A 16973-nucleotide genomic window follows, 5' to 3' on the forward strand; every position below is an offset into this window, starting at 1 on the left:
TGGTCTTGATATGGCCTATGTTCTGCCCCAAAACCGCGACGCAGAATTGCCCGTCGCCAAAGTCGTTGCGCGAAACGGTGTGCGCCTTAAACTGTGGACTAACCAACCTTGCCTGCAAACATATAATGGCAACAACCAAACCGTTCTATCCAGTGGCAAACGTGGGCGAAATTTTGGCAGGTGCTCAGCGATTTGTTTGGAGCCGCAAAAACACGCGAACGCCGTCAATGTATCGCGATTTCCAAGCATAATTGTGAGCAACGATCAGCTATATTCTTATCGGGCAAGTATAGAAATCACATCCGGGATCCGCTAGAGCACCAACTTCACTCTTTGTTGCATTGCCACTCCAATGTAATCGTGTACATTGAACGGGTAATATCCACTTTTTAACGAGTGGTTTCGCCGCTATACTTTATTAACATGCAAAATATATTGTACGTATAATTACGGGGATTTTTAGATGCACACCACAGAAATTATTGTAGATTATCACGCTCATATTTATTATGGCGGCATGACCGCTGGTCTAGCCAAGCAAATTTGCGAAAGCGCGGTTGAGTTGTTTGGTGTCAAAATGGGCAGGATGCATGAAGAACCGGTTGGGCCGCACCCGATGTGGTCGTGCCAATTGACTGCATCGCCTGAACAATTTGCGCAGCTATTGCCGTGGTTAGCGCTAAACCGAAAAGATTTGGTGGTTTTTGCCCATCCCCAAACCGGGGACGATCTTGTAGATCATCGAGATCGCGGGATTTGGCTTGGTGCAGGTTTGGAGCTGGACTTGAGCATTTTTGGATGAACAAAAGGCCCCAGAACTACCGGGGCCTAATTGTGCATTTGCGTTGATTTTTATGCGGTTTGCGCGCTTGACTGTCCCATAGCAGAATATACATAGCCCATCACCGCACCAAAAATGATGTGCAACATCAAAGGCAATACTGCGCCCATGATCCCGAAATTGATGCCGAAAAAGCCCGCGCCTGCCATTGGCAAAACAGCCACCATCATCATCAACCATGCGGCCAGACCAACGACGATGCCTTTCACGATTTGAGTACGTCCGGGGATTAGGTCGTTAGCAACGGCGAATATGCCGCCCCATGCAATCGTCCCAATCATGAAGTGAGCGGCCCAACCCGCTATTACCGGAGCACCCATCATCGCACTTAACATTACGATAATGTCCATTTCTGGCATAATGCCCATCATCGACTTTAGAACAAAAATAGCGGCCAACACAGCTGAACCCACGAAACCACCCAGTAATCCGTTTTTAAGAGTCATCAGAATTTCTCCTTATATGCGCCTTTTCAGACGTTGTTTGCTCGCCAGCGGATTCGCTTTTTAGTTTGCTAAACGCTGCGACTAATGTTGGAGACATCGGTGTGCTGAGATCGTTTGGTAGTGATTTTGAAAGTATGGTTTTAGTTTTACGCGCTTGGTCGATAAACGCGGTGCAGTTTTTGCACATTGAAACGTGCAGCCTAACCATGAGTTTTTCCCAAGTGGTCAGATCGCCGTCAACATAAGCGTGCGCCTTTTCACATACTTCCCGACATTTTAGCATCGTGGTCTCCGTTGAATTCAGGGCGTGTAACCTTGCCCTCATATAGAAGACTGGTGACTTGGCATTGTGTTACAAATTATTTTCACCATCCATTTGTTCATCGAGCATTTGGCGGATGGTTTCGCGGGCTCTGTGCAGTTGCACACGCACATTGCCGGCACTAATGTCCAGCAATTCAGCGCACTGGTTCGCGCTAAGTTTTTCACGTTCCACCAACGCCAATAGAGCCTGTTGGGTAGGTGGCAAATTTTTGATGGCATTGTGAACCAATCGTAGCACTTGATGCCCGCCCAGAATACGTTCAGGGGTCAATTCGTCCCAAAGGTTTGGCGGCTCTCGCCATTCCCCATTCGACGCAAAAGCATCATTGTTCACATCACTAGTCGCACTTGATGTATCCAACGAGTTCGACTTTCCATCGCGTGTTGCGCGGGTAAGCGCTTTGTTGGACACAATCTTTAGCACCCAATGACGCAAAGGCGCGTCGCCATTAAAAGACTGCAATTTCTCAATCACCGCCAACCACGCGTCCTGCGTTACCTCTTCAGAGGTCGCCCTATTTCCAGTAATTGATTGCGCAACACGCAGCATTGTTGGGTTCAACTCCGCGAAAAATTCTTCAAAAGCGTGCTGTTCGCCAGCGAGCAGTCGTGTGTGGAGCAACGAATCCAATTGCACCCTCCCATTTTGCTCAAACTAGGCTTTGGGTAAGAAAAATCATAGGGGGCCTGTGCGTAGGTCCCCTATGTTGATGGTGCACCGACTTTTTACGCGGGCATACCTCTTTCCACCAGCTTCACCATATAAGAGCAGCCGATGGGGATAATCTCGTCATTAAAGTCATAATCAGGATGATGCACACCAGCAGTATCGCCCTGCCCCAAGAAAATGTAGGCACCTGGCCGCGCGTTGAGCATGAATGAAAAATCCTCTGCGCCCATTACCGGGTCAGTATCATCCACCACGCGGTCTTCACCAACCACTTCTTTTGCGACTTGCACAGCGAACTTGGTCCGCTCTACATCGTTTACTGTGACCGGGTACTCGCGGTTATATTGGCAATTGATTTGAGCGCCATGCATCTGCGCGATTGATTCACAAATCTGGGTAATGCGTTCTTGCGCCAAGTCACGAACATCCTCTTCGAGTGTGCGCACGGTACCAGAAATTTTAGCAGTCTGCGGAATCACATTGTCTGCGTCGCCAGCATGAAATGTTGTGACGGACACGACGACCGATTTAAGCGGATCGGTGTTGCGGGATGCTATTTTTTGAAATGCTTGCACCAAATCTGTGCCGATAATGATGGGGTCGATGCCTGAATGTGGCCGCGCTGCGTGTGCGCCCTTGCCGATAATGTCGATGCAAAACGTGTCTGCCGCCGCCATAAGTGATCCCGGGCGTATGCCAAAATGTCCAACTTCCCTGCCAGGAGAATTGTGCAGACCGTAAACTTCATGAATGCCAAAACGGTCCATCAATCCATCTTTGACCATCTCATTACCGCCGCCGCCACCTTCTTCGGCAGGTTGGAAAATCATAATTGCAGTGCCGTCAAAATTTCGGGTTTCGGCCAAATATTTTGCTGCACCCAACAGGATCGTTGTGTGACCATCATGGCCGCATGCATGCATCACACCAGGGTTGGTCGACTTGTATTCATGGGGTTGCGCTTCAACAATCGGTAACGCATCCATGTCTGCGCGCAAGCCAATCACCCGGCCCGACTTGTTGGTTTTGCCTTTGATTACCCCGACGACGCCCGTGCGGCCAATGCCGGTCACCACTTCATCAACGCCAAACTCTTTTAGTTTTTCAGCCACCAGCGCAGCGGTACGGTGCTCTTGAAACGCCAGCTCCGGGTGCGCGTGGATATCACGCCGGATCTGGGTGAGCTCGTCGTGAAACTCAGAAATGCGATTGATGATTGGCATGATATTCCCTCTGACATTCGTAATTGGTGCAACCAATTTCTAACTATTCGATCATGGACATTTAAGAAATGCAATTGGAAAAACCGCATCATGTTATGCACGATCACGCTTTGTTGCCTTGAAGCCGCCTTCACCAGCACTTAGATGATGGTAACCGCGATTTACGATAAGTTTAGGCGAATCATAAACTGTTCGATACAAATTGCATTGCGCTTGATTGTACAAGATGTAAATCAAGCAGGACACGGCCCCCAACTGGGCTTTAGGCTGAATTACAGGATGAGATGATATGGCTGAAGAAAAAGACAAAGCTAAGGACGAGCAGGACAGCGCATCGGTTGAAAAGCTGCTTTTTAAAAGCCGTACCGTGCTGATTACTGGCGAGATCAACGACAAGTTGGCTCGCGATGCGACGGCACGTTTGCTTGCGCTGGCTGAAGACAATGATGATCCCATCAATGTTTATATTTCATCGCCGGGCGGCCATGTTGAAAGTGGTGACATGGTGCATGATATTATCAAGTTCATCAAACCGACCGTGCGCACAATTGGCTCAGGCTGGGTCGCAAGCGCTGGTGCGTTGATCTTTATTGGTGCAAAAAAAGAAAATCGCCTTTGTTTGCCAAACACCCGCTTTTTGATGCACCAACCATCTGGCGGTGTTGGTGGCCAAGTTTCTGATATTCAAATTCAAGCCGACCAAATCAAACAAATGCGTCGTCGGTTTGAAGAATTGTTCGCCATAGCGACCGGCAAAACACCCGAACAAATCGAAAAAGACACAAAACGTGATTTCTGGTTGAATACGGACGAAGCGCTCGCCTACGGCTTGCTTGGTAAAGTAATTACCAGCGCTGACGAACTAAAATAGTTTGATCAATCGATTGTAGATTACAAAGCGCGCCCTTGTGGCGCGTTTTTTGTCGGAGTAACTTAATATGAAAAACTTTTTCGTCGATCTGGAATATGTTGTGCCACTAAAAGAAGCTGAAAAGCACTTCGATGCACATATGGAATTTGTCGAAACGGGCTATGAAAAAGGTTACTTTGTCACCACTGGCCCAAAGGTGCCGCGCACAGGTGGCGTTATTTTCGCAAAAGCCGAAGACAGAGCTGAATTCGAGGCATTTTGTGCCACAGACCCATTCGTCATAGAAGGGGTTGCAAAGATCACCATCACCGAGTTCATCGCCCGCAGGGTGATTGACGACGCCGGTGGCACATTTGCACGACCAAAATAACTTCGGCTTTGGCTACTTAATTGTACAAGACTTTTGGAAACTGGTTTGCCATACATCTATCGTGTAATGGAGCTAGTTTGATTAGTCTCATGCCAGTTCCTTCGTTTTGTAAAGAATGGGAATTCATCAATGACATCCGCTGAAACGCCCATTCCAGCCAACATGGCGTCCGAAGTCCGCGACGGTGTGAGGGAAGCGCTGCCAATACTGGTCGCCATTATTCCATTTGCCGTTATGTTTGGCGCGGTTGCCGTAAAAGCGGGATTTAGCGTTTCACAGACCGTGATGACTTCTGCGTTCATTTATGCAGGCGCCAGCCAATTCGTCATGCTCGATTTGTTGGGTCAGCAGGCACCCGCTTGGTCAATCATCTTGGCTGTGTTCGCCTTAAATTTTCGGCATGTGCTTTATTCTGCATCGTTAAGTCAGCACCTTGGTTCCTTTTCACCAATACAAAAGGCGGGCGCATTCTTCTTGTTGGTTGATCCACAATTTGGCATGGCTGAAACTCGGGCAGCTAAGCGCAAATTGCAACCGTCATTCTATTTTTCTTATGCAGTCTTACTTTATTTGACCTGGATATTCATGAGTTTCCTTGGTGCACTTTTTGGCTCATTCATTACTGACCCCGCAGCAATCGGCGTTGACTTTATCTTGCCGCTATATTTCACAGGGATCGTGCTCGGGTTCCGCCAACGCCGCTTCTTTTGGCCGATCTTTGTGGTTAGCGGCATATCATCTGCCCTCGCCTATTTGGCATTCGGTAGCCCATGGAACATTGCTATTGGTGGCATAGGTGGGATGATTTTTGCAGCTGTGATGAGCAAACCAGAGTTGGAGGCGTAAGGTGTCTGACCCTATTTTGATCATCATTGCGTCCGCTGCCGTGACCTATCTAACGCGCGTGAGCGGTCACATTATCATTTCCCAGTTTGGCGCGATCCATCACCGGTTAAGAGCCGCTTTGGCGGCAGTGCCCACGGCCGTCATGACGGCGCTTGTTGCCCCGTCACTTTTTACGCATGGCCCAGCAGAAGCCTTGGCGATAGCAGTTGCAGCGCTTGTTGCCTCGCGATTTTCCATCATCGTCAGTGTTGTGGTGAGCTTAATTGCTCTTGTGGCATTGCGTAGCCTGATTGGCTAGACGCAGGAAAAGCGGTTCACACTTTTCAAAGTGATCGCCGTCCCTTTCAATAAACTATCGTTTAATGAGCTTTTCGATTTCAACACCTGAGATTGATTTACCAAGCAACGACAAGTCACCAGTACCGAACATCGCTGTTGCGGCGTCAAAAATGGCGCGGTGGGTGATCCGCGCTAGGCTAGAGCCCAAGCTGATCCGGGCTGCACCAGCATGTGCAAATTGTGCGACCGTGTTTTGCGTGAAGGGACCAGCACAAATCGCGTTCACCGGCCCGTCAACCTCGCGGCAAATGCGCGCCACATTTTGCATGGACCCGGGCATTGGCGCGAACAAGACGTCTGCCCCAGCCTTGTGGAAGGCTTGTAAGCGGCGAATGGCTTCGTCCAAATCATATTTGCCATGCATCACGCCGTCGGCGCGAGCGGTGAGCACAAAATCATAGGGTAATGCTCGGGCTGCATGTGCTGCGGCTTCAATCCGCTCAACAGCGCGCTCAAACGCGTAAGGATGCGTATTTGGCAAATCCATGTCTTCAATGCCGCAGCCCGCTATGCCAATCGCGCCTGCGGCCTGAATGGTATGAACGACGTCGTCTGTCGTTGGCCCAAAACCGTTTTCAAAATCGCCACTTAGAGGCACTTCAACCGCTTTGTTCAATTCGTCAGCATGGGCCACAGCATCCTCACGGCTGAGGTCACCCAGATCAGCTCGCCCTTTGACAAAGGCCAAGGCGGCGGAAGATGTGGCGACAGCTTTCGCCCCCATTGCTTCTAGCATACGCGCAGACCCGATGTCCCACGCGTTTGCCAAAATGAAAGGGTTCCCCGGTTGATGAAGTTTTCGAAACTGGGATGATTGTGGCATGGGAATCTCCTGTCTTTTAGGTCAGTATTATTGACGTAAATTATATCAGACTGCAAGTCCCCTGCAATCGGCAATCAGGCGTTAATCGTAAAATCATGCCAAGTAAGGCTATCGAGCTCCTCACGGAAAGCAAACCGTATCAGGTGGCTTTCAATCACTACCATGGTGCGCGCCAACAATTCATCGTCTGTCGCTTCCACTGTAATGTGCAAGCCCTCGGCGTCTGCGCTCATGTTGGCCGTGCCAAACTCAAATTTGATATACCCTTTGTTGCCCTCAAACGCTGCGTCAGTTTTGTGCGCAAAATGCTTCACCAATTGGCCTAGGTAACGCCCGCCTTTTTCGGTCTTAAAGGTTGAAGTTGATCTTTTCATTCTTGGGTCCAGTCTTCCTAACGCACATGGATTTTGTGCATTTTTTTGTACATGTGTATCATCTATATTCGTATTATATGATTGCTATAGTCAAGTTTCAACACCCCCCCCTGAGCCTCAACCTTACGAAGATTTAATGCTGTTGATAGTAGAGTTTGTTTGACCCAAACCACTTGGCCCACTAGCGGTAATGGGCAAAATGCAGTTAGGCATGGAAGATATCGATGGGGCTTCGGCAACAACTCGCATCAAAATCCGCAATATTGTTTGCAGTCCGGATTAGTGGCGCGGGCACAATTTTTTTGGCGCAAGCAGCCATTGCCCGTCTATGGGGTACCGCACAGCTTGGCGAGTATCTGATTGCGATTGCCACGATCAACCTGTTGGCCATCTTGTTACCGCTCGGCATGCAAACCATAGGTTCGTATTTTGCGGCCGAATATGCCGCAAAAGGCGATGGACGAGGTTTGCGGTCTTTTGCAAAGCTGGCCTACGGCCTCATCATTTTTCCCGGCATCGCCATTACATACTTTGTCGGGCAATTGGTGCCATTGATCGGCGAAACAGGCGCACACTTAATACATTTGTGGTGGCCCATTTCTGTCATGTCGATTGGTTCCGCTATCTTTTTCGTCAATGCCGGTATTCTTGTTGGCTTGAAGCGGCCCTTTGTTGGTTTTTTTGCCGACACAATATTTCGACCAATTTTGATCGTTGTCGCGCTAGCGATCAGTTTCGTTGTTGCTGCCCCAGGCGAAAACATTATCACTTTGCTCTGGATTTTGGCGACCGCCTATTGCGTTGTCATTTTGGTGCAGTTTGCCATCACCGCACGCCACCTGATTAGCTTGCCGACCGCACCAGACGCCCCGGCACCCGATGTCCGTCGTTGGTTCTATTTTGCCCTCCCTTGGGTGATCATTACACTGTCGACTGATTTCTTTTTTGATGCTGACTTGTTGATCCTCACCGCCATGATGGAAAAAGAACAAATAGCCATATTCGGCGTAGGCACGCGTATTTTCGTGCTCGCGTCCTACGGTATTACGGCCGTTTATGCGGTGACCATGCCCGGTATGCTGGAAGACGTTACCAAGAATGATGTTGCCGGATTAAGTGATAAAATCGGTGATACAAATTTAATGGCGACGGGCTTAGCCGTGGTGCTTACACTTGCCATTGCGATCGTTAGTCCTTTGGTGCTGAGCCTATTCGGCAAGGATTTTTCCGGCGGCTATTGGCCATTGGTTATTTTGTGCATAAGCCTTGTCGTGCGTTCGATTTTTGGCCCGGGTCCGCTCATTCTTTCCGCGCGCAACCGCCCTTACGCCAGCCTGCCCGCCGTTGCGCTGGGTTTAACTACGATGATATTGGCCAATTTAATTTTTGTCCCAATCTGGGGTCTTGTTGGCGCAGCATTTTCTGCGGTAGTGTCATATTTCATTGGTTCACTGATGGTTTGGCATACAACAAAAAGAATTACCGGCACTGACGTTTCCATATTGCCTGCACTGGTACGCCTCACCGCAAGACGCACTTAATTCATACTTTGAGAGATTTTATGCTTGATCAAAACCGTCGGCCAAAGCCATGGAAAATTCTTAAAAGCAAAACAACATTTGAAGACAAATGGCTCCGCTTGCGATCTGATCGTTGTGAAACTGCAAATGGCGACATTGTCGAACCATATCACGTCATCAAGTTTCCCGAATGGATCAATATTATCGCATTTGATCAAGAAAGCTTGGAGTTAATCCTTGTTGATGAATATCGGCACGGCGCGGGACATGCGGTTTTTGGGCTGGTCAGTGGCGCAGTTGATGGTGTTGATGGAAGGTCAATATCTGTCGCCAGTAAAGCGGCTGCAAAACGCGAACTTTTGGAAGAAACAGGCTACAGGACCCATGATCCAAAGCTGTTATTGACCGCAATGCCGAACCCGGCCACCCAATCGAATTTAGTGCGCTCATATATTTCGTTTGATGCTCAAAGAGTTGCGGAACCAAACTTTGACGCGGGAGGTAGCGAGTTTTGCCTCACAGTCAAACGAGATTTTGTTGACGTTTTGGCAGATATCTCAAGCGGCGAATTGATCATGCAGGCCATGCATGTAGCTGCGATATGGTCTGCCGCACGCTATATTCTAAAAACGGCAAACCTTCCCAATAACGTGCAGCCGTTGCACGATAAAGTGTGCACCTTTTTGTTCGACTAAAAATAGACCAACGGGCTAACACCAATAAAATATTGGTGGCCAAACAGGAGCGCAAGAAACAACAACGACCCTGTTGCTATCTCCACGGCAAACTTGGCGCTCATTGCACGCCTAATGCGTTCGCCAATCGGTCCTTGGTCCACGGTCAGATAATTTGCGAGTTGGTCAGCACTAAGCCGTTTCGTGGCACGTCTTAGCGCAATTCGCAGGCCCAAAACACTAAACAGCAACATGCCACCAAACAAGATCACGCCAACAACATCACCATTTACCAAAAGGTGTGCAGCGGACCAAAGCAAAAACGCAAAAATGATCGGGTGGCGCACCAGCGCTAAAATGCCGGGATTGTCCAAGTCCGTTTCACCGCCACGGAACGAAATTGAGAGCGAGTTTGACCGAATAACTCCACTGGAAAATATGATGCAGGCGAAGAACATTACGATAATTGCAACAGTAACGCTTAACTGAGTCGTGACCCAAAGCCCTAAATAGGGCGCATTAATTGCCGCGCTCAAAAGCCAGACCAGCAAACCAAGTGACATCAGCGAATAGGCCATCATATATGATTTACGACCAAATCGAGCGATACCCCAATCACGCAAACCAGTTGAGCGCGGAATGACGTGCGCGGCTAAAAACGCGAACAATGCGAAGCCAAAATTGAGCATTGATGCCCCCTATCAATTTCAAACTATTTTGAACAAAAAGGCTGGAAGATCAATGCGGCATTTCACCTTTCCAGTTTTGTTGCTATAAAGATGAGAACGAGAGTAAGGATTCATCCATGCGCCTGACAAAACAGTCCAATTATGCGGTTCGCATATTGATGTATTGCGCCAGCAATGACGGCCTTAGCCGCATAGCGGATATCGCAGAATTCTACAAAATCTCCGAAACGTTCCTGTTCAAAATCTTACAAGTCCTGAACCATGCCGGGTTTGTTAAAACGGTGCGCGGACGGCATGGTGGCATTGAACTAAGCCGCCCCGCTAGTGAAATGAAGCTTGGCGAAGTGGTGCGCGCCACCGAAGACAATTTTGCTTTGGCAGAGTGTTTTGAAACCGGCGGTGAAGACATCAATTGTCCTCTCACCGGCACTTGTGGTCTCAACCACGCGCTGCATCGTGCCTTGGTCGCGTTTTTGAATGTGTTGGACGAATATACAATCGAAGATCTGACCGACAATCGTCGCAACATCAATGTGCTCTTGCAACTTGAAATCGCGATGCGCGACACGCCAAGAAAAGTGGCCGACGCTTAAAGGCATAGCTTCTTACCCAGATGGTCACAATTCAAAAGCTCGTTTCAACCACCACACGCCAGCTGCCCGGGCTTTCGCTTTGCGTTTCTGTCGCGCTGGTGGCGGTGTTTTTGTCCGCCCATTACGGCGCACCCGTTATGCTGTTTGCGTTGCTGCTCGGCATGGCGTTCAACTTTGTTGCGCCGACAGGCAAAATTATGCCCGGCATCAATTTCGCTTCCGGTACTTTGCTCAGAACAGGCGTTGCTCTATTGGGCGCGCGCATAACGCTGACCGACATTGTTGCCTTAGGGCCAATCCCGCTTGCGATTGTTGTATTTAGCCTTTTCAGCACCATTGCCATCGGCGTGTTCATTTCCAAAATGCTCGGCCGCAATACTGCATTTGGATTATTGACGGGCGGCGCCGTGGGCATTTGCGGCGCATCGGCGGCTCTTGCCCTCACCTCGATATTACCAAAGGGCAAAGATGGCATTAGTGAGCAAGATACCATTTTCACGGTGATTGCGGTCACCACATTCAGCACCGTCGCGATGGTTTTTTATCCGGCCATCATTTCCTTTTGGGGTATTGACGACACCACAGCCGGGGTATTTCTGGGCGCAACCATTCACGATGTAGCGCAAGTTGTTGGCGCGGGGTATTCCATTTCGCAAGAAGCTGGAGATGTGTCTACCATCGTCAAACTGTTCCGTGTCGCGATGCTTGTGCCCGTCATCGCCATGATCAGCATCTTCATGTTTCGTGGCGCGTCACCGGCGGGCTCGGCAACAAAACAGTTCCCAATGTTTTTACTTTGGTTCGTGTTGCTCGCTGGCGCGAATTCAATGGGCTGGATACCGCCTTCGGTTGGCGAATGGATCAATCAAGCCTCAAAGCTCGCCCTCGTCACCGCCATCGTCGGCCTTGGTGTCAAAACATCGTTGAAGAAGCTCGTGAATGTCGGTCCGATTGCGATGTTGATTGTCGTCTCAGAAACAATCTGGATCGCGTTGATTGCTGTGCTTGGCTTGCAGTTTTTGGTTTGAGTTGGCTTAGCCAACCCTACATTTTTCGCCACGCTTGCTAAAGCAAGGGGCCAAGTCTGACAGCCCTACCAACTGACGCCACTCATCCATTTTAACCCAAATTCCACGGCTTCCGTCTCCCTCCCCTTGATGGGGAGGGATTGAGGGTGGGGTGAAATTATTCGTCCATCGGCCACGTATCACTGAGCCGATAGCCTTGAGGCCATGGGTCAGACGGGTCGAGCATGTGCTGGTGTGTGCCGGTGATCCATGCGCGGCCATTGATGCGCGGCAGGATAGCGGTGAGGTCGCCGCAGGTGGTGACCTCTGCGATGTCGCAATTGAAGGTTGAACCTGTGATCGAGGTAGCGATATATTTGTCCGCAGCGTTCATATCACCTTTGGCCAGCATCAGCGCCATGCGCGCCGAGCAGCCTGTACCGGTTGGTGAACGATCGATTTTGCCTGGCCGGATCGCGACAGCGTTTGCGCCTGTCAGCGTATCGCCTTCCCGCTCAATCGGTCCCATAAACTGGCAGAAGGAAATGTGATCCCAATCAGCATTTTCAGGATGGGTGAATCCTAATTGCTCGTTTGCGGCGGCAGTAATGCGCATGCCGAGCTCTGCAATTTTGCGGGCATTTTCCGGCTTAATTTCAACGCCCAATGCTTGCGCGTCCACCATCACAAAACTATCGCCACCATAGGCTGTATCAACGATGATTTCGCCCAAACCGTCAACTTGCAATGGCACTTGCAACTGATCGACAAAGCTTTTGACGTTGGTGACGGTAATGCTCTGCGCTTTGCCGTCTTTACATTGCGCCACCACATTGATCAGCCCACCTGGGGCTTCCAGCGTTAGGTGGGTTTCTGGCTCCGTCATCGGCAAAATACCGCTATCGAGCAGGACCGTCGACACGCAAATAGAGTTTGAGCCAGACATGGGCGGCGTGTCTGCCGGTTCCATGATGATAAAACCCATTTGGGCTTTTGGGTTCTTTGGCGGCACCAACAAATTCACATGCCGGAACACACCGCCGCGTGGCTCATTGAGCATGAAATTGCGTAGTGTTTCATCTTGCTCGATGAATTTTCGTTGCTCCCATAGCGTATCGCCGGGCGGCGGTGCAACGCCCCCAACAATCACATCACCCACCTCGCCTTCGGCATGGCATGACACAACATGAATGGTTTTGCTTGATCGCATTAGACTGCTCGCAATTCAAATTCAGGCTCACCGAGCACATCAAAATCTGGCTCAACCCCAAGACCTGGCGCATCGGTTGCGGACATAAAGCCGTCCACGCGCTTTGGTGCGCCTGCAGCGAAATCTACTGTGCCGTAAGAATTGAAATCTGTCGCCGAGAAGGAGAATTCTTCAGGAGTAGAGGCCGCCAAATGTGCGATTGTTGCCGTTACAATATCTCCACCCCAAGTATCTTCGATGGTCATGGCCAAGCCTGCATTCACGCACATATCCCGCATCAGGCGGGCTTTGGTTAGGCCACCAACTTTTGAGATTTTAAGATTGATCGCATCCATCGCATCATCGGCCAAACCTTTGCGCAGCATGGCATCATCCGTGATGTTTTCATCCATGATGAATGGTCGCGCGGTGCGACGGCGGATCGATAAACACTCTTCGTACGTCATGCAAGGCTGCTCGATATAGACGTCGAGGTGTGAAACCGCAGCAACAACCCTCGCCGCTTCATGGCGGTTCCAGCCTGTATTGGCATCTGCCACCAACACTTCGCCATTGTCGAGCACTTCGCGGGTTGCGTGAATGCGGGCGATATCATCGTTCGCATCGCCGCCCACTTTGAGCTGGAATTTTGTGTAACCTTCTTTGCGGTAACCATCGATCTTTTTGGCCATAACATCAGGGGCTTCTTGGCTAATCGCGCGGTATAGCGCCACTTTGTCCTGCTGCTTTCCACCGAGCAATGTGTAGACAGGCAAGCCAGTTGCTTTGCCCAAAATGTCCCAGCAGGCAATGTCGATTGGTGCTTTGGCGTACAAGTGTCCGCGCAAGCCCTCGTCCATGGCTTTGTTGATGACGTTTAGATCGCGTGGATCAAGCCCAATCACATGTTGCGCCAATTCCTGCAATCCGGTGCGCACGCCCAAAGCATAGCTTGGCAAATAGGCAGAGCCCAACGGACAACACTCGGCATAGCCAGTAATGCCCGCGTCCGTTTCCAACGCCAAAACAGTTGAGTCAAAGACCTCAACAAAATTACCATTGGACCAATTGTAACGACCTTCACGCAGCGGCAGGTCAATTTGATAAACGCGTAGTGCTGTGATTTTCATGTTCTTTTCCTCCCAAGGAATGGTTTAGGGCAGAATGAAGCCGTGTTTGAAGGGATCGCGATCATCCACATAGATTGTGTTGTCGCCCGTTTTGCGGGCCCAACCACCGATTGAAGGAATGATGGCGTCAAGCTCGCCAACCTTTGTGGCAGCCTCAACACGGCCCCTAAACAGCGAGCCGATAATACTCTCGTGGACAAAATCCTCACCGACCTTCAAGTCGCCCAAAGCCGCCCAATGGGCCATGCGGGCCGAGGTGCCTGTGCCACAGGGCGAACGGTCAATGGCTTTATCGCCATAAAACACGGCGTTGCGGGCCGATGCTTCTGGGTCACGTGCCGCGCCCGTCCAAAGGATATGGCTTAGGCCATTTATTGCTGGATGTTCGGGGTGTTGAAACTCATAATTGTCGTTTAGCGCTGCACGCAATTTTGGCGACCAGCGGATCAGGTCGAGCGAAGATAGACCTTCAATGTCTTTGAAGTTTTCTTGTGGTTCCACGATGGCATAAAAGTTGCCGCCATAGGCCACATCAACTTTGATTTCGCCGAGCTCCGGCACCTCTGCTGTCATGCCTGTGGCATAAAGGAAACTTGCCACATTGGTGATGCGAACTTCTTCCACAAAACCGTCGACCATTGTATATTCGGCTTTGATGCGACCCGCGGGTGCATCCAGATAGAGAACACCCGGCTCTTTTGGTGTCACCAAACCTTCTTCAAGCGCCATGGTCACTGTTCCGATGGTGCCGTGGCCACACATGGGCAAACAGCCAGACGTTTCGATAAACAGAATGGCGATATCGCAATCATCTCGCGTCGATGGATAAAGGATAGAGCCGGACATAATGTCGTGGCCGCGCGGCTCGAACATGAGCGCGGTGCGCACCCAGTCATACTCGGCCAAAAAGTGCGCCCGCTTTTCCAGCATATTCGCGCCTTCAAGCTCGGGGCCACCCTCTGCGACCAAGCGCACGGGGTTGCCGCATGTATGTCCATCGATGCATCTAAACGTATGCTTCGCCATCTTCAAAAATCCTAAAATCGAGACGGGTTAAACGGGGTCATGTTGATTTCTGGGGTACGGCCTGCAACCAGATCGCAGACCAATTTGGCGGTAGCCAAACTTTGGGTCAGGCCCAAATGGCCGTGGCCAAATGCATAGGTGATTTTGTTGCTGGCAGATGCATGGCCAATTGCGGGCAATGTGTCTGGCAGCGACGGGCGAAATCCCATCCACTGGGTGCCATTCTTGGTGCCAAGATCGGGCAAAAACTTCTTTGCTTTTTGCAGCATGATTTCAGACCGCTTGTAATTTGGTTCAGCTTCCAATCCAGCGAACTCGACCGCACCGCCGACGCGAATGCCGGTAGAAAGCGGAGTCATAACAAAGCCATGGCTGCCAAAGATCAGTTGCCGCTTGAGGTCGAAAGAGCCCACAGGCAAAGTCGTATTATAGCCGCGTTCCGTTTCAAGCGGGATTTTGTCACCCAGCTTAGCGGTCAATTTGTGGGACCACGCGCCAGCGGCAATAATGATGTTGGTGCCCTTGATTTTTTGTCCATCGGCCAGCGTTATCTCGCCTGACATTTTGAGGTCAGAAACTTCACTTTGAATCAGTTCCCCACCATCGGAACGCACCATGTCCCAGATCGAGTTTGCCCATTCAAACGGGTCATCCACGGTTTGCCAAGTGGGCAAAAACGTAGCGCTTTTGATGTGCGGCGAAAGGCCGGGCTGTAAGTCTGCTAGCTCCTCACCTTCAACATGACGAAACGGAATGCCGTGTTTTTTTCGCGCTTGATTGTTCTCGTCGTTGGCCTTAGCGTCGGCTTCATTCTCGTAAAGATGCAACGCGCCATCGGAGCGAATTTGGTTACCCATTTTCGGCATCTGCGCAATTTTAGCGATCTCGGCACGCGATAGATTCATCAGTTCAGCCTGCGTCTCGACCGACCGCTTATATTGATCCGGCCAGCTGGCGCGGAAAAACTTAAGCAAAAACGGCGTGATCTTGGGCAAATATGAAGGGCGGATGGTCAGCGGACCGAGCGGATCAAGCAGCCATTTCGGCGCTTTGAGTAACATGCCCGGCGAAGCCAACGGTAGAAGGTCTGTCACCGCAAAAGCCGCTGCATTGCCAAAGCTGGCTTCTTGCGCAATGCCTTTGCGATCCACCAGCGTGACCATGCGGCCCTCTTGTTGCAAATAATGCGCAATCGACAGGCCGATGATCCCGGCCCCGACAATAATCACATCATGTTGCACATTGTTTTTGGACATCGGATCACCTGATCAAAGGAAATGCACCCGACGGCAAACCGCCGGGTGTAATGTTGGTTATGGTAGTGTGTAGGCAGTTTTGACGGTGGTGTAGAATTCAGCCGCGTATGAGCCTTGCTCACGTGAGCCAAAGCTTGAGCCCTTGGTGCCGCCAAATGGAACGTGGTAATCCACGCCCGCTGTTGGCAAGTTCACCATAACCATACCCGCTTGGGCGTTGGCTTTGAAATGACTCGCGTGCTTAAGCGACGTTGTGCAGATGCCTGACGACAAGCCGAACTCGGTGTCGTTGGCGACAGCCAAAGCTTCATCATAATCCTTGACGCGGATTACGCTGGCGACCGGGCCAAACACTTCTTCTTGGTTGATGCGCATGCCGTTAGTTGTTTCAGTCACCAAGGCAGGGGCCATGAAGAAGCCTTCTGTGTCGCGGTTAAGCCGTTGACCGCCGAAAACCTTACCGCCCTCTTTGGCTGCAATGTCCACATAGTCGAGGTCTTGCTGAAGCTGTGTTGCGTCAACAACCGGACCGATATGTGTGTCAGCCCGCAAAGCATGCCCCACATTGAGGCCTGCTAAACGTTCTTCAACGGCGGCAACAAACTTATCGTGAATACCTTCAGTCACTACCAAGCGCGACGATGCTGTACAACGCTGACCAGTTGAGAAGAATGCCCCGTTTACACTCACTTCAACAGCGTTTTTCAAATCGGCGTCATCAAGCACAACCATTGGGTTTTTACCGCCCATTTCAAGCTGAAC

The 16973-nt window shown here is 50.5% G+C and carries 21 protein-coding genes and 1 pseudogene; 10 read left to right on the forward strand and 12 right to left on the reverse strand.

The window, feature by feature from the left end; genetic code table 11:
• Positions 1-316: pseudogene (locus tag ACJAZW_RS12490) on the forward strand (hypothetical protein); the annotation flags it as partial.
• A 147-nt stretch (positions 317-463) separates the two neighbouring features.
• On the forward strand, positions 464-802 hold the full coding sequence (locus ACJAZW_RS12495; protein WP_415158580.1) for a DOPA 4,5-dioxygenase family protein: 339 nt from the start codon (positions 464-466) through the stop codon (positions 800-802).
• A gap of 50 nt (positions 803-852) precedes the next feature.
• Here the strand turns inward: ACJAZW_RS12495 and ACJAZW_RS12500 are convergent, their stop codons facing one another.
• The 4 genes from ACJAZW_RS12500 to ACJAZW_RS12515 all read right to left on the reverse strand — a co-directional run bounded on the left by ACJAZW_RS12500 (position 853) and on the right by ACJAZW_RS12515 (position 3504).
• Positions 853-1287 carry a DUF6789 family protein gene (locus ACJAZW_RS12500; RefSeq protein WP_415158582.1) on the reverse strand — a complete coding sequence of 145 codons (435 nt, stop codon included), beginning with the start codon at positions 1285-1287 and terminating at the stop codon, positions 853-855.
• Positions 1277-1570, reverse strand: coding sequence for a zf-HC2 domain-containing protein (locus ACJAZW_RS12505; protein WP_415158584.1), 294 nt, complete (start codon positions 1568-1570; stop codon positions 1277-1279). The genes ACJAZW_RS12500 and ACJAZW_RS12505 overlap by 11 nt, the downstream gene beginning before the upstream one ends.
• 69 nt (positions 1571-1639) lie before the next feature.
• Positions 1640-2242 carry an RNA polymerase sigma factor gene (locus ACJAZW_RS12510; RefSeq protein WP_415158586.1) on the reverse strand — a complete coding sequence of 201 codons (603 nt, stop codon included), beginning with the start codon at positions 2240-2242 and terminating at the stop codon, positions 1640-1642.
• Positions 2243-2337: 95 nt separating this feature from the next.
• Positions 2338-3504, reverse strand: a complete 1167-nt coding sequence (locus tag ACJAZW_RS12515) for a M20 aminoacylase family protein (RefSeq protein ID WP_415158588.1) — start codon at positions 3502-3504, stop codon at positions 2338-2340.
• Positions 3505-3793: 289 nt separating this feature from the next.
• Here ACJAZW_RS12515 and ACJAZW_RS12520 point away from each other — a divergent pair, with 289 nt between their 5' ends.
• The 4 genes from ACJAZW_RS12520 (at position 3794) to ACJAZW_RS12535 (ending at position 5889) form a co-directional block, all read left to right on the forward strand.
• Positions 3794-4375 carry an ATP-dependent Clp protease proteolytic subunit gene (locus ACJAZW_RS12520; RefSeq protein WP_415158590.1) on the forward strand — a complete coding sequence of 194 codons (582 nt, stop codon included), beginning with the start codon at positions 3794-3796 and terminating at the stop codon, positions 4373-4375.
• A gap of 67 nt (positions 4376-4442) precedes the next feature.
• Entirely contained in the window at positions 4443-4745 is a 303-nt protein-coding gene (locus tag ACJAZW_RS12525; RefSeq protein WP_415158592.1) for a YciI family protein, read from the forward strand.
• A 129-nt stretch (positions 4746-4874) separates the two neighbouring features.
• Complete coding sequence (locus ACJAZW_RS12530; RefSeq protein WP_415158594.1) at positions 4875-5591, forward strand: AzlC family ABC transporter permease; 717 nt, start codon at positions 4875-4877, stop codon at positions 5589-5591.
• 1 nt (position 5592) lies between these two features.
• Positions 5593-5889: an AzlD family protein gene (locus tag ACJAZW_RS12535; RefSeq protein WP_415158596.1), complete on the forward strand. Its 297-nt coding sequence runs from the start codon at positions 5593-5595 to the stop codon at positions 5887-5889.
• A gap of 54 nt (positions 5890-5943) precedes the next feature.
• Here the strand turns inward: ACJAZW_RS12535 and ACJAZW_RS12540 are convergent, their stop codons facing one another.
• Both ACJAZW_RS12540 and ACJAZW_RS12545 read right to left on the reverse strand, forming a co-directional pair.
• Positions 5944-6753: an isocitrate lyase/PEP mutase family protein gene (locus ACJAZW_RS12540; protein WP_415158598.1), complete on the reverse strand. Its 810-nt coding sequence runs from the start codon at positions 6751-6753 to the stop codon at positions 5944-5946.
• 74 nt (positions 6754-6827) lie between these two features.
• Entirely contained in the window at positions 6828-7127 is a 300-nt protein-coding gene (locus tag ACJAZW_RS12545; RefSeq protein ID WP_415158603.1) for a DUF2218 domain-containing protein, read from the reverse strand.
• Positions 7128-7351: 224 nt separating this feature from the next.
• Here ACJAZW_RS12545 and ACJAZW_RS12550 point away from each other — a divergent pair, with 224 nt between their 5' ends.
• Together ACJAZW_RS12550 and ACJAZW_RS12555 are read left to right on the forward strand one after the other, a co-directional pair.
• The gene (locus tag ACJAZW_RS12550; protein ID WP_415158608.1) at positions 7352-8668 is read left to right on the forward strand and encodes a lipopolysaccharide biosynthesis protein; all 1317 of its coding nucleotides are present in this window, start codon (positions 7352-7354) and stop codon (positions 8666-8668) included.
• Positions 8669-8688: 20 nt separating this feature from the next.
• On the forward strand, positions 8689-9342 hold the full coding sequence (locus tag ACJAZW_RS12555) for an NUDIX hydrolase (protein WP_415158609.1): 654 nt from the start codon (positions 8689-8691) through the stop codon (positions 9340-9342).
• Here the strand turns inward: ACJAZW_RS12555 and ACJAZW_RS12560 are convergent.
• On the reverse strand, positions 9339-10010 hold the full coding sequence (locus ACJAZW_RS12560) for an NnrU family protein (RefSeq protein WP_415158611.1): 672 nt from the start codon (positions 10008-10010) through the stop codon (positions 9339-9341). The two genes, ACJAZW_RS12555 and ACJAZW_RS12560, sit on opposite strands and share 4 nt — an antisense overlap.
• A gap of 116 nt (positions 10011-10126) precedes the next feature.
• Between ACJAZW_RS12560 and rirA the strand changes: the two genes are divergently transcribed.
• Together rirA and ACJAZW_RS12570 are read left to right on the forward strand one after the other, a co-directional pair.
• A complete protein-coding gene (gene rirA, locus ACJAZW_RS12565) occupies positions 10127-10603 on the forward strand; it encodes an iron-responsive transcriptional regulator RirA (RefSeq protein ID WP_415158613.1) in 477 nt (158 codons plus the stop codon).
• A 20-nt stretch (positions 10604-10623) separates the two neighbouring features.
• Positions 10624-11631 carry a YeiH family protein gene (locus tag ACJAZW_RS12570; protein ID WP_415158615.1) on the forward strand — a complete coding sequence of 336 codons (1008 nt, stop codon included), beginning with the start codon at positions 10624-10626 and terminating at the stop codon, positions 11629-11631.
• Positions 11632-11788: 157 nt separating this feature from the next.
• Here the strand turns inward: ACJAZW_RS12570 and ACJAZW_RS12575 are convergent, their stop codons facing one another.
• The 5 genes from ACJAZW_RS12575 to ACJAZW_RS12595 all read right to left on the reverse strand — a co-directional run.
• Positions 11789-12820, reverse strand: coding sequence for a trans-3-hydroxy-L-proline dehydratase (locus ACJAZW_RS12575; protein WP_415158617.1), 1032 nt, complete (start codon positions 12818-12820; stop codon positions 11789-11791).
• Positions 12820-13929, reverse strand: coding sequence for a cis-3-hydroxy-L-proline dehydratase (locus ACJAZW_RS12580; RefSeq protein WP_415158619.1), 1110 nt, complete (start codon positions 13927-13929; stop codon positions 12820-12822). Before ACJAZW_RS12580 ends, ACJAZW_RS12575 begins: the two co-directional genes overlap by 1 nt.
• 24 nt (positions 13930-13953) lie before the next feature.
• The gene (locus ACJAZW_RS12585; RefSeq protein WP_415158621.1) at positions 13954-14955 is read right to left on the reverse strand and encodes a 4-hydroxyproline epimerase; all 1002 of its coding nucleotides are present in this window, start codon (positions 14953-14955) and stop codon (positions 13954-13956) included.
• An 11-nt stretch (positions 14956-14966) separates the two neighbouring features.
• Positions 14967-16211, reverse strand: coding sequence for an NAD(P)/FAD-dependent oxidoreductase (locus ACJAZW_RS12590; protein WP_415158623.1), 1245 nt, complete (start codon positions 16209-16211; stop codon positions 14967-14969).
• 57 nt (positions 16212-16268) lie between these two features.
• A partial coding sequence (locus ACJAZW_RS12595) for an aldehyde dehydrogenase family protein (protein ID WP_415158625.1) occupies positions 16269-16973 on the reverse strand: 705 nt, incomplete at its 5' end.

It is taken from the genome of Maritalea sp. (assembly GCF_047634455.1).
Classification (GTDB): Bacteria; Pseudomonadota; Alphaproteobacteria; order Rhizobiales; family Devosiaceae; genus Maritalea.

Coding starts and splice junctions, on each gene's coding strand:
- ACJAZW_RS12495 (WP_415158580.1), top strand. CDS start 464: ATGCACACCACAGAAATTATTGTAGATTATCACGCTCATATTTATTAT.
- ACJAZW_RS12500 (WP_415158582.1), bottom strand. CDS start 1,287: ATGACTCTTAAAAACGGATTACTGGGTGGTTTCGTGGGTTCAGCTGTG.
- ACJAZW_RS12505 (WP_415158584.1), bottom strand. CDS start 1,570: ATGCTAAAATGTCGGGAAGTATGTGAAAAGGCGCACGCTTATGTTGAC.
- ACJAZW_RS12515 (WP_415158588.1), bottom strand. CDS start 3,504: ATGCCAATCATCAATCGCATTTCTGAGTTTCACGACGAGCTCACCCAG.
- ACJAZW_RS12520 (WP_415158590.1), top strand. CDS start 3,794: ATGGCTGAAGAAAAAGACAAAGCTAAGGACGAGCAGGACAGCGCATCG.
- ACJAZW_RS12525 (WP_415158592.1), top strand. CDS start 4,443: ATGAAAAACTTTTTCGTCGATCTGGAATATGTTGTGCCACTAAAAGAA.
- ACJAZW_RS12530 (WP_415158594.1), top strand. CDS start 4,875: ATGACATCCGCTGAAACGCCCATTCCAGCCAACATGGCGTCCGAAGTC.
- ACJAZW_RS12540 (WP_415158598.1), bottom strand. CDS start 6,753: ATGCCACAATCATCCCAGTTTCGAAAACTTCATCAACCGGGGAACCCT.
- ACJAZW_RS12545 (WP_415158603.1), bottom strand. CDS start 7,127: ATGAAAAGATCAACTTCAACCTTTAAGACCGAAAAAGGCGGGCGTTAC.
- ACJAZW_RS12550 (WP_415158608.1), top strand. CDS start 7,352: ATGGGGCTTCGGCAACAACTCGCATCAAAATCCGCAATATTGTTTGCA.
- ACJAZW_RS12555 (WP_415158609.1), top strand. CDS start 8,689: ATGCTTGATCAAAACCGTCGGCCAAAGCCATGGAAAATTCTTAAAAGC.
- ACJAZW_RS12560 (WP_415158611.1), bottom strand. CDS start 10,010: ATGCTCAATTTTGGCTTCGCATTGTTCGCGTTTTTAGCCGCGCACGTC.
- rirA (WP_415158613.1), top strand. CDS start 10,127: ATGCGCCTGACAAAACAGTCCAATTATGCGGTTCGCATATTGATGTAT.
- ACJAZW_RS12570 (WP_415158615.1), top strand. CDS start 10,624: ATGGTCACAATTCAAAAGCTCGTTTCAACCACCACACGCCAGCTGCCC.
- ACJAZW_RS12575 (WP_415158617.1), bottom strand. CDS start 12,820: ATGCGATCAAGCAAAACCATTCATGTTGTGTCATGCCATGCCGAAGGC.
- ACJAZW_RS12580 (WP_415158619.1), bottom strand. CDS start 13,929: ATGAAAATCACAGCACTACGCGTTTATCAAATTGACCTGCCGCTGCGT.
- ACJAZW_RS12585 (WP_415158621.1), bottom strand. CDS start 14,955: ATGGCGAAGCATACGTTTAGATGCATCGATGGACATACATGCGGCAAC.
- ACJAZW_RS12590 (WP_415158623.1), bottom strand. CDS start 16,211: ATGTCCAAAAACAATGTGCAACATGATGTGATTATTGTCGGGGCCGGG.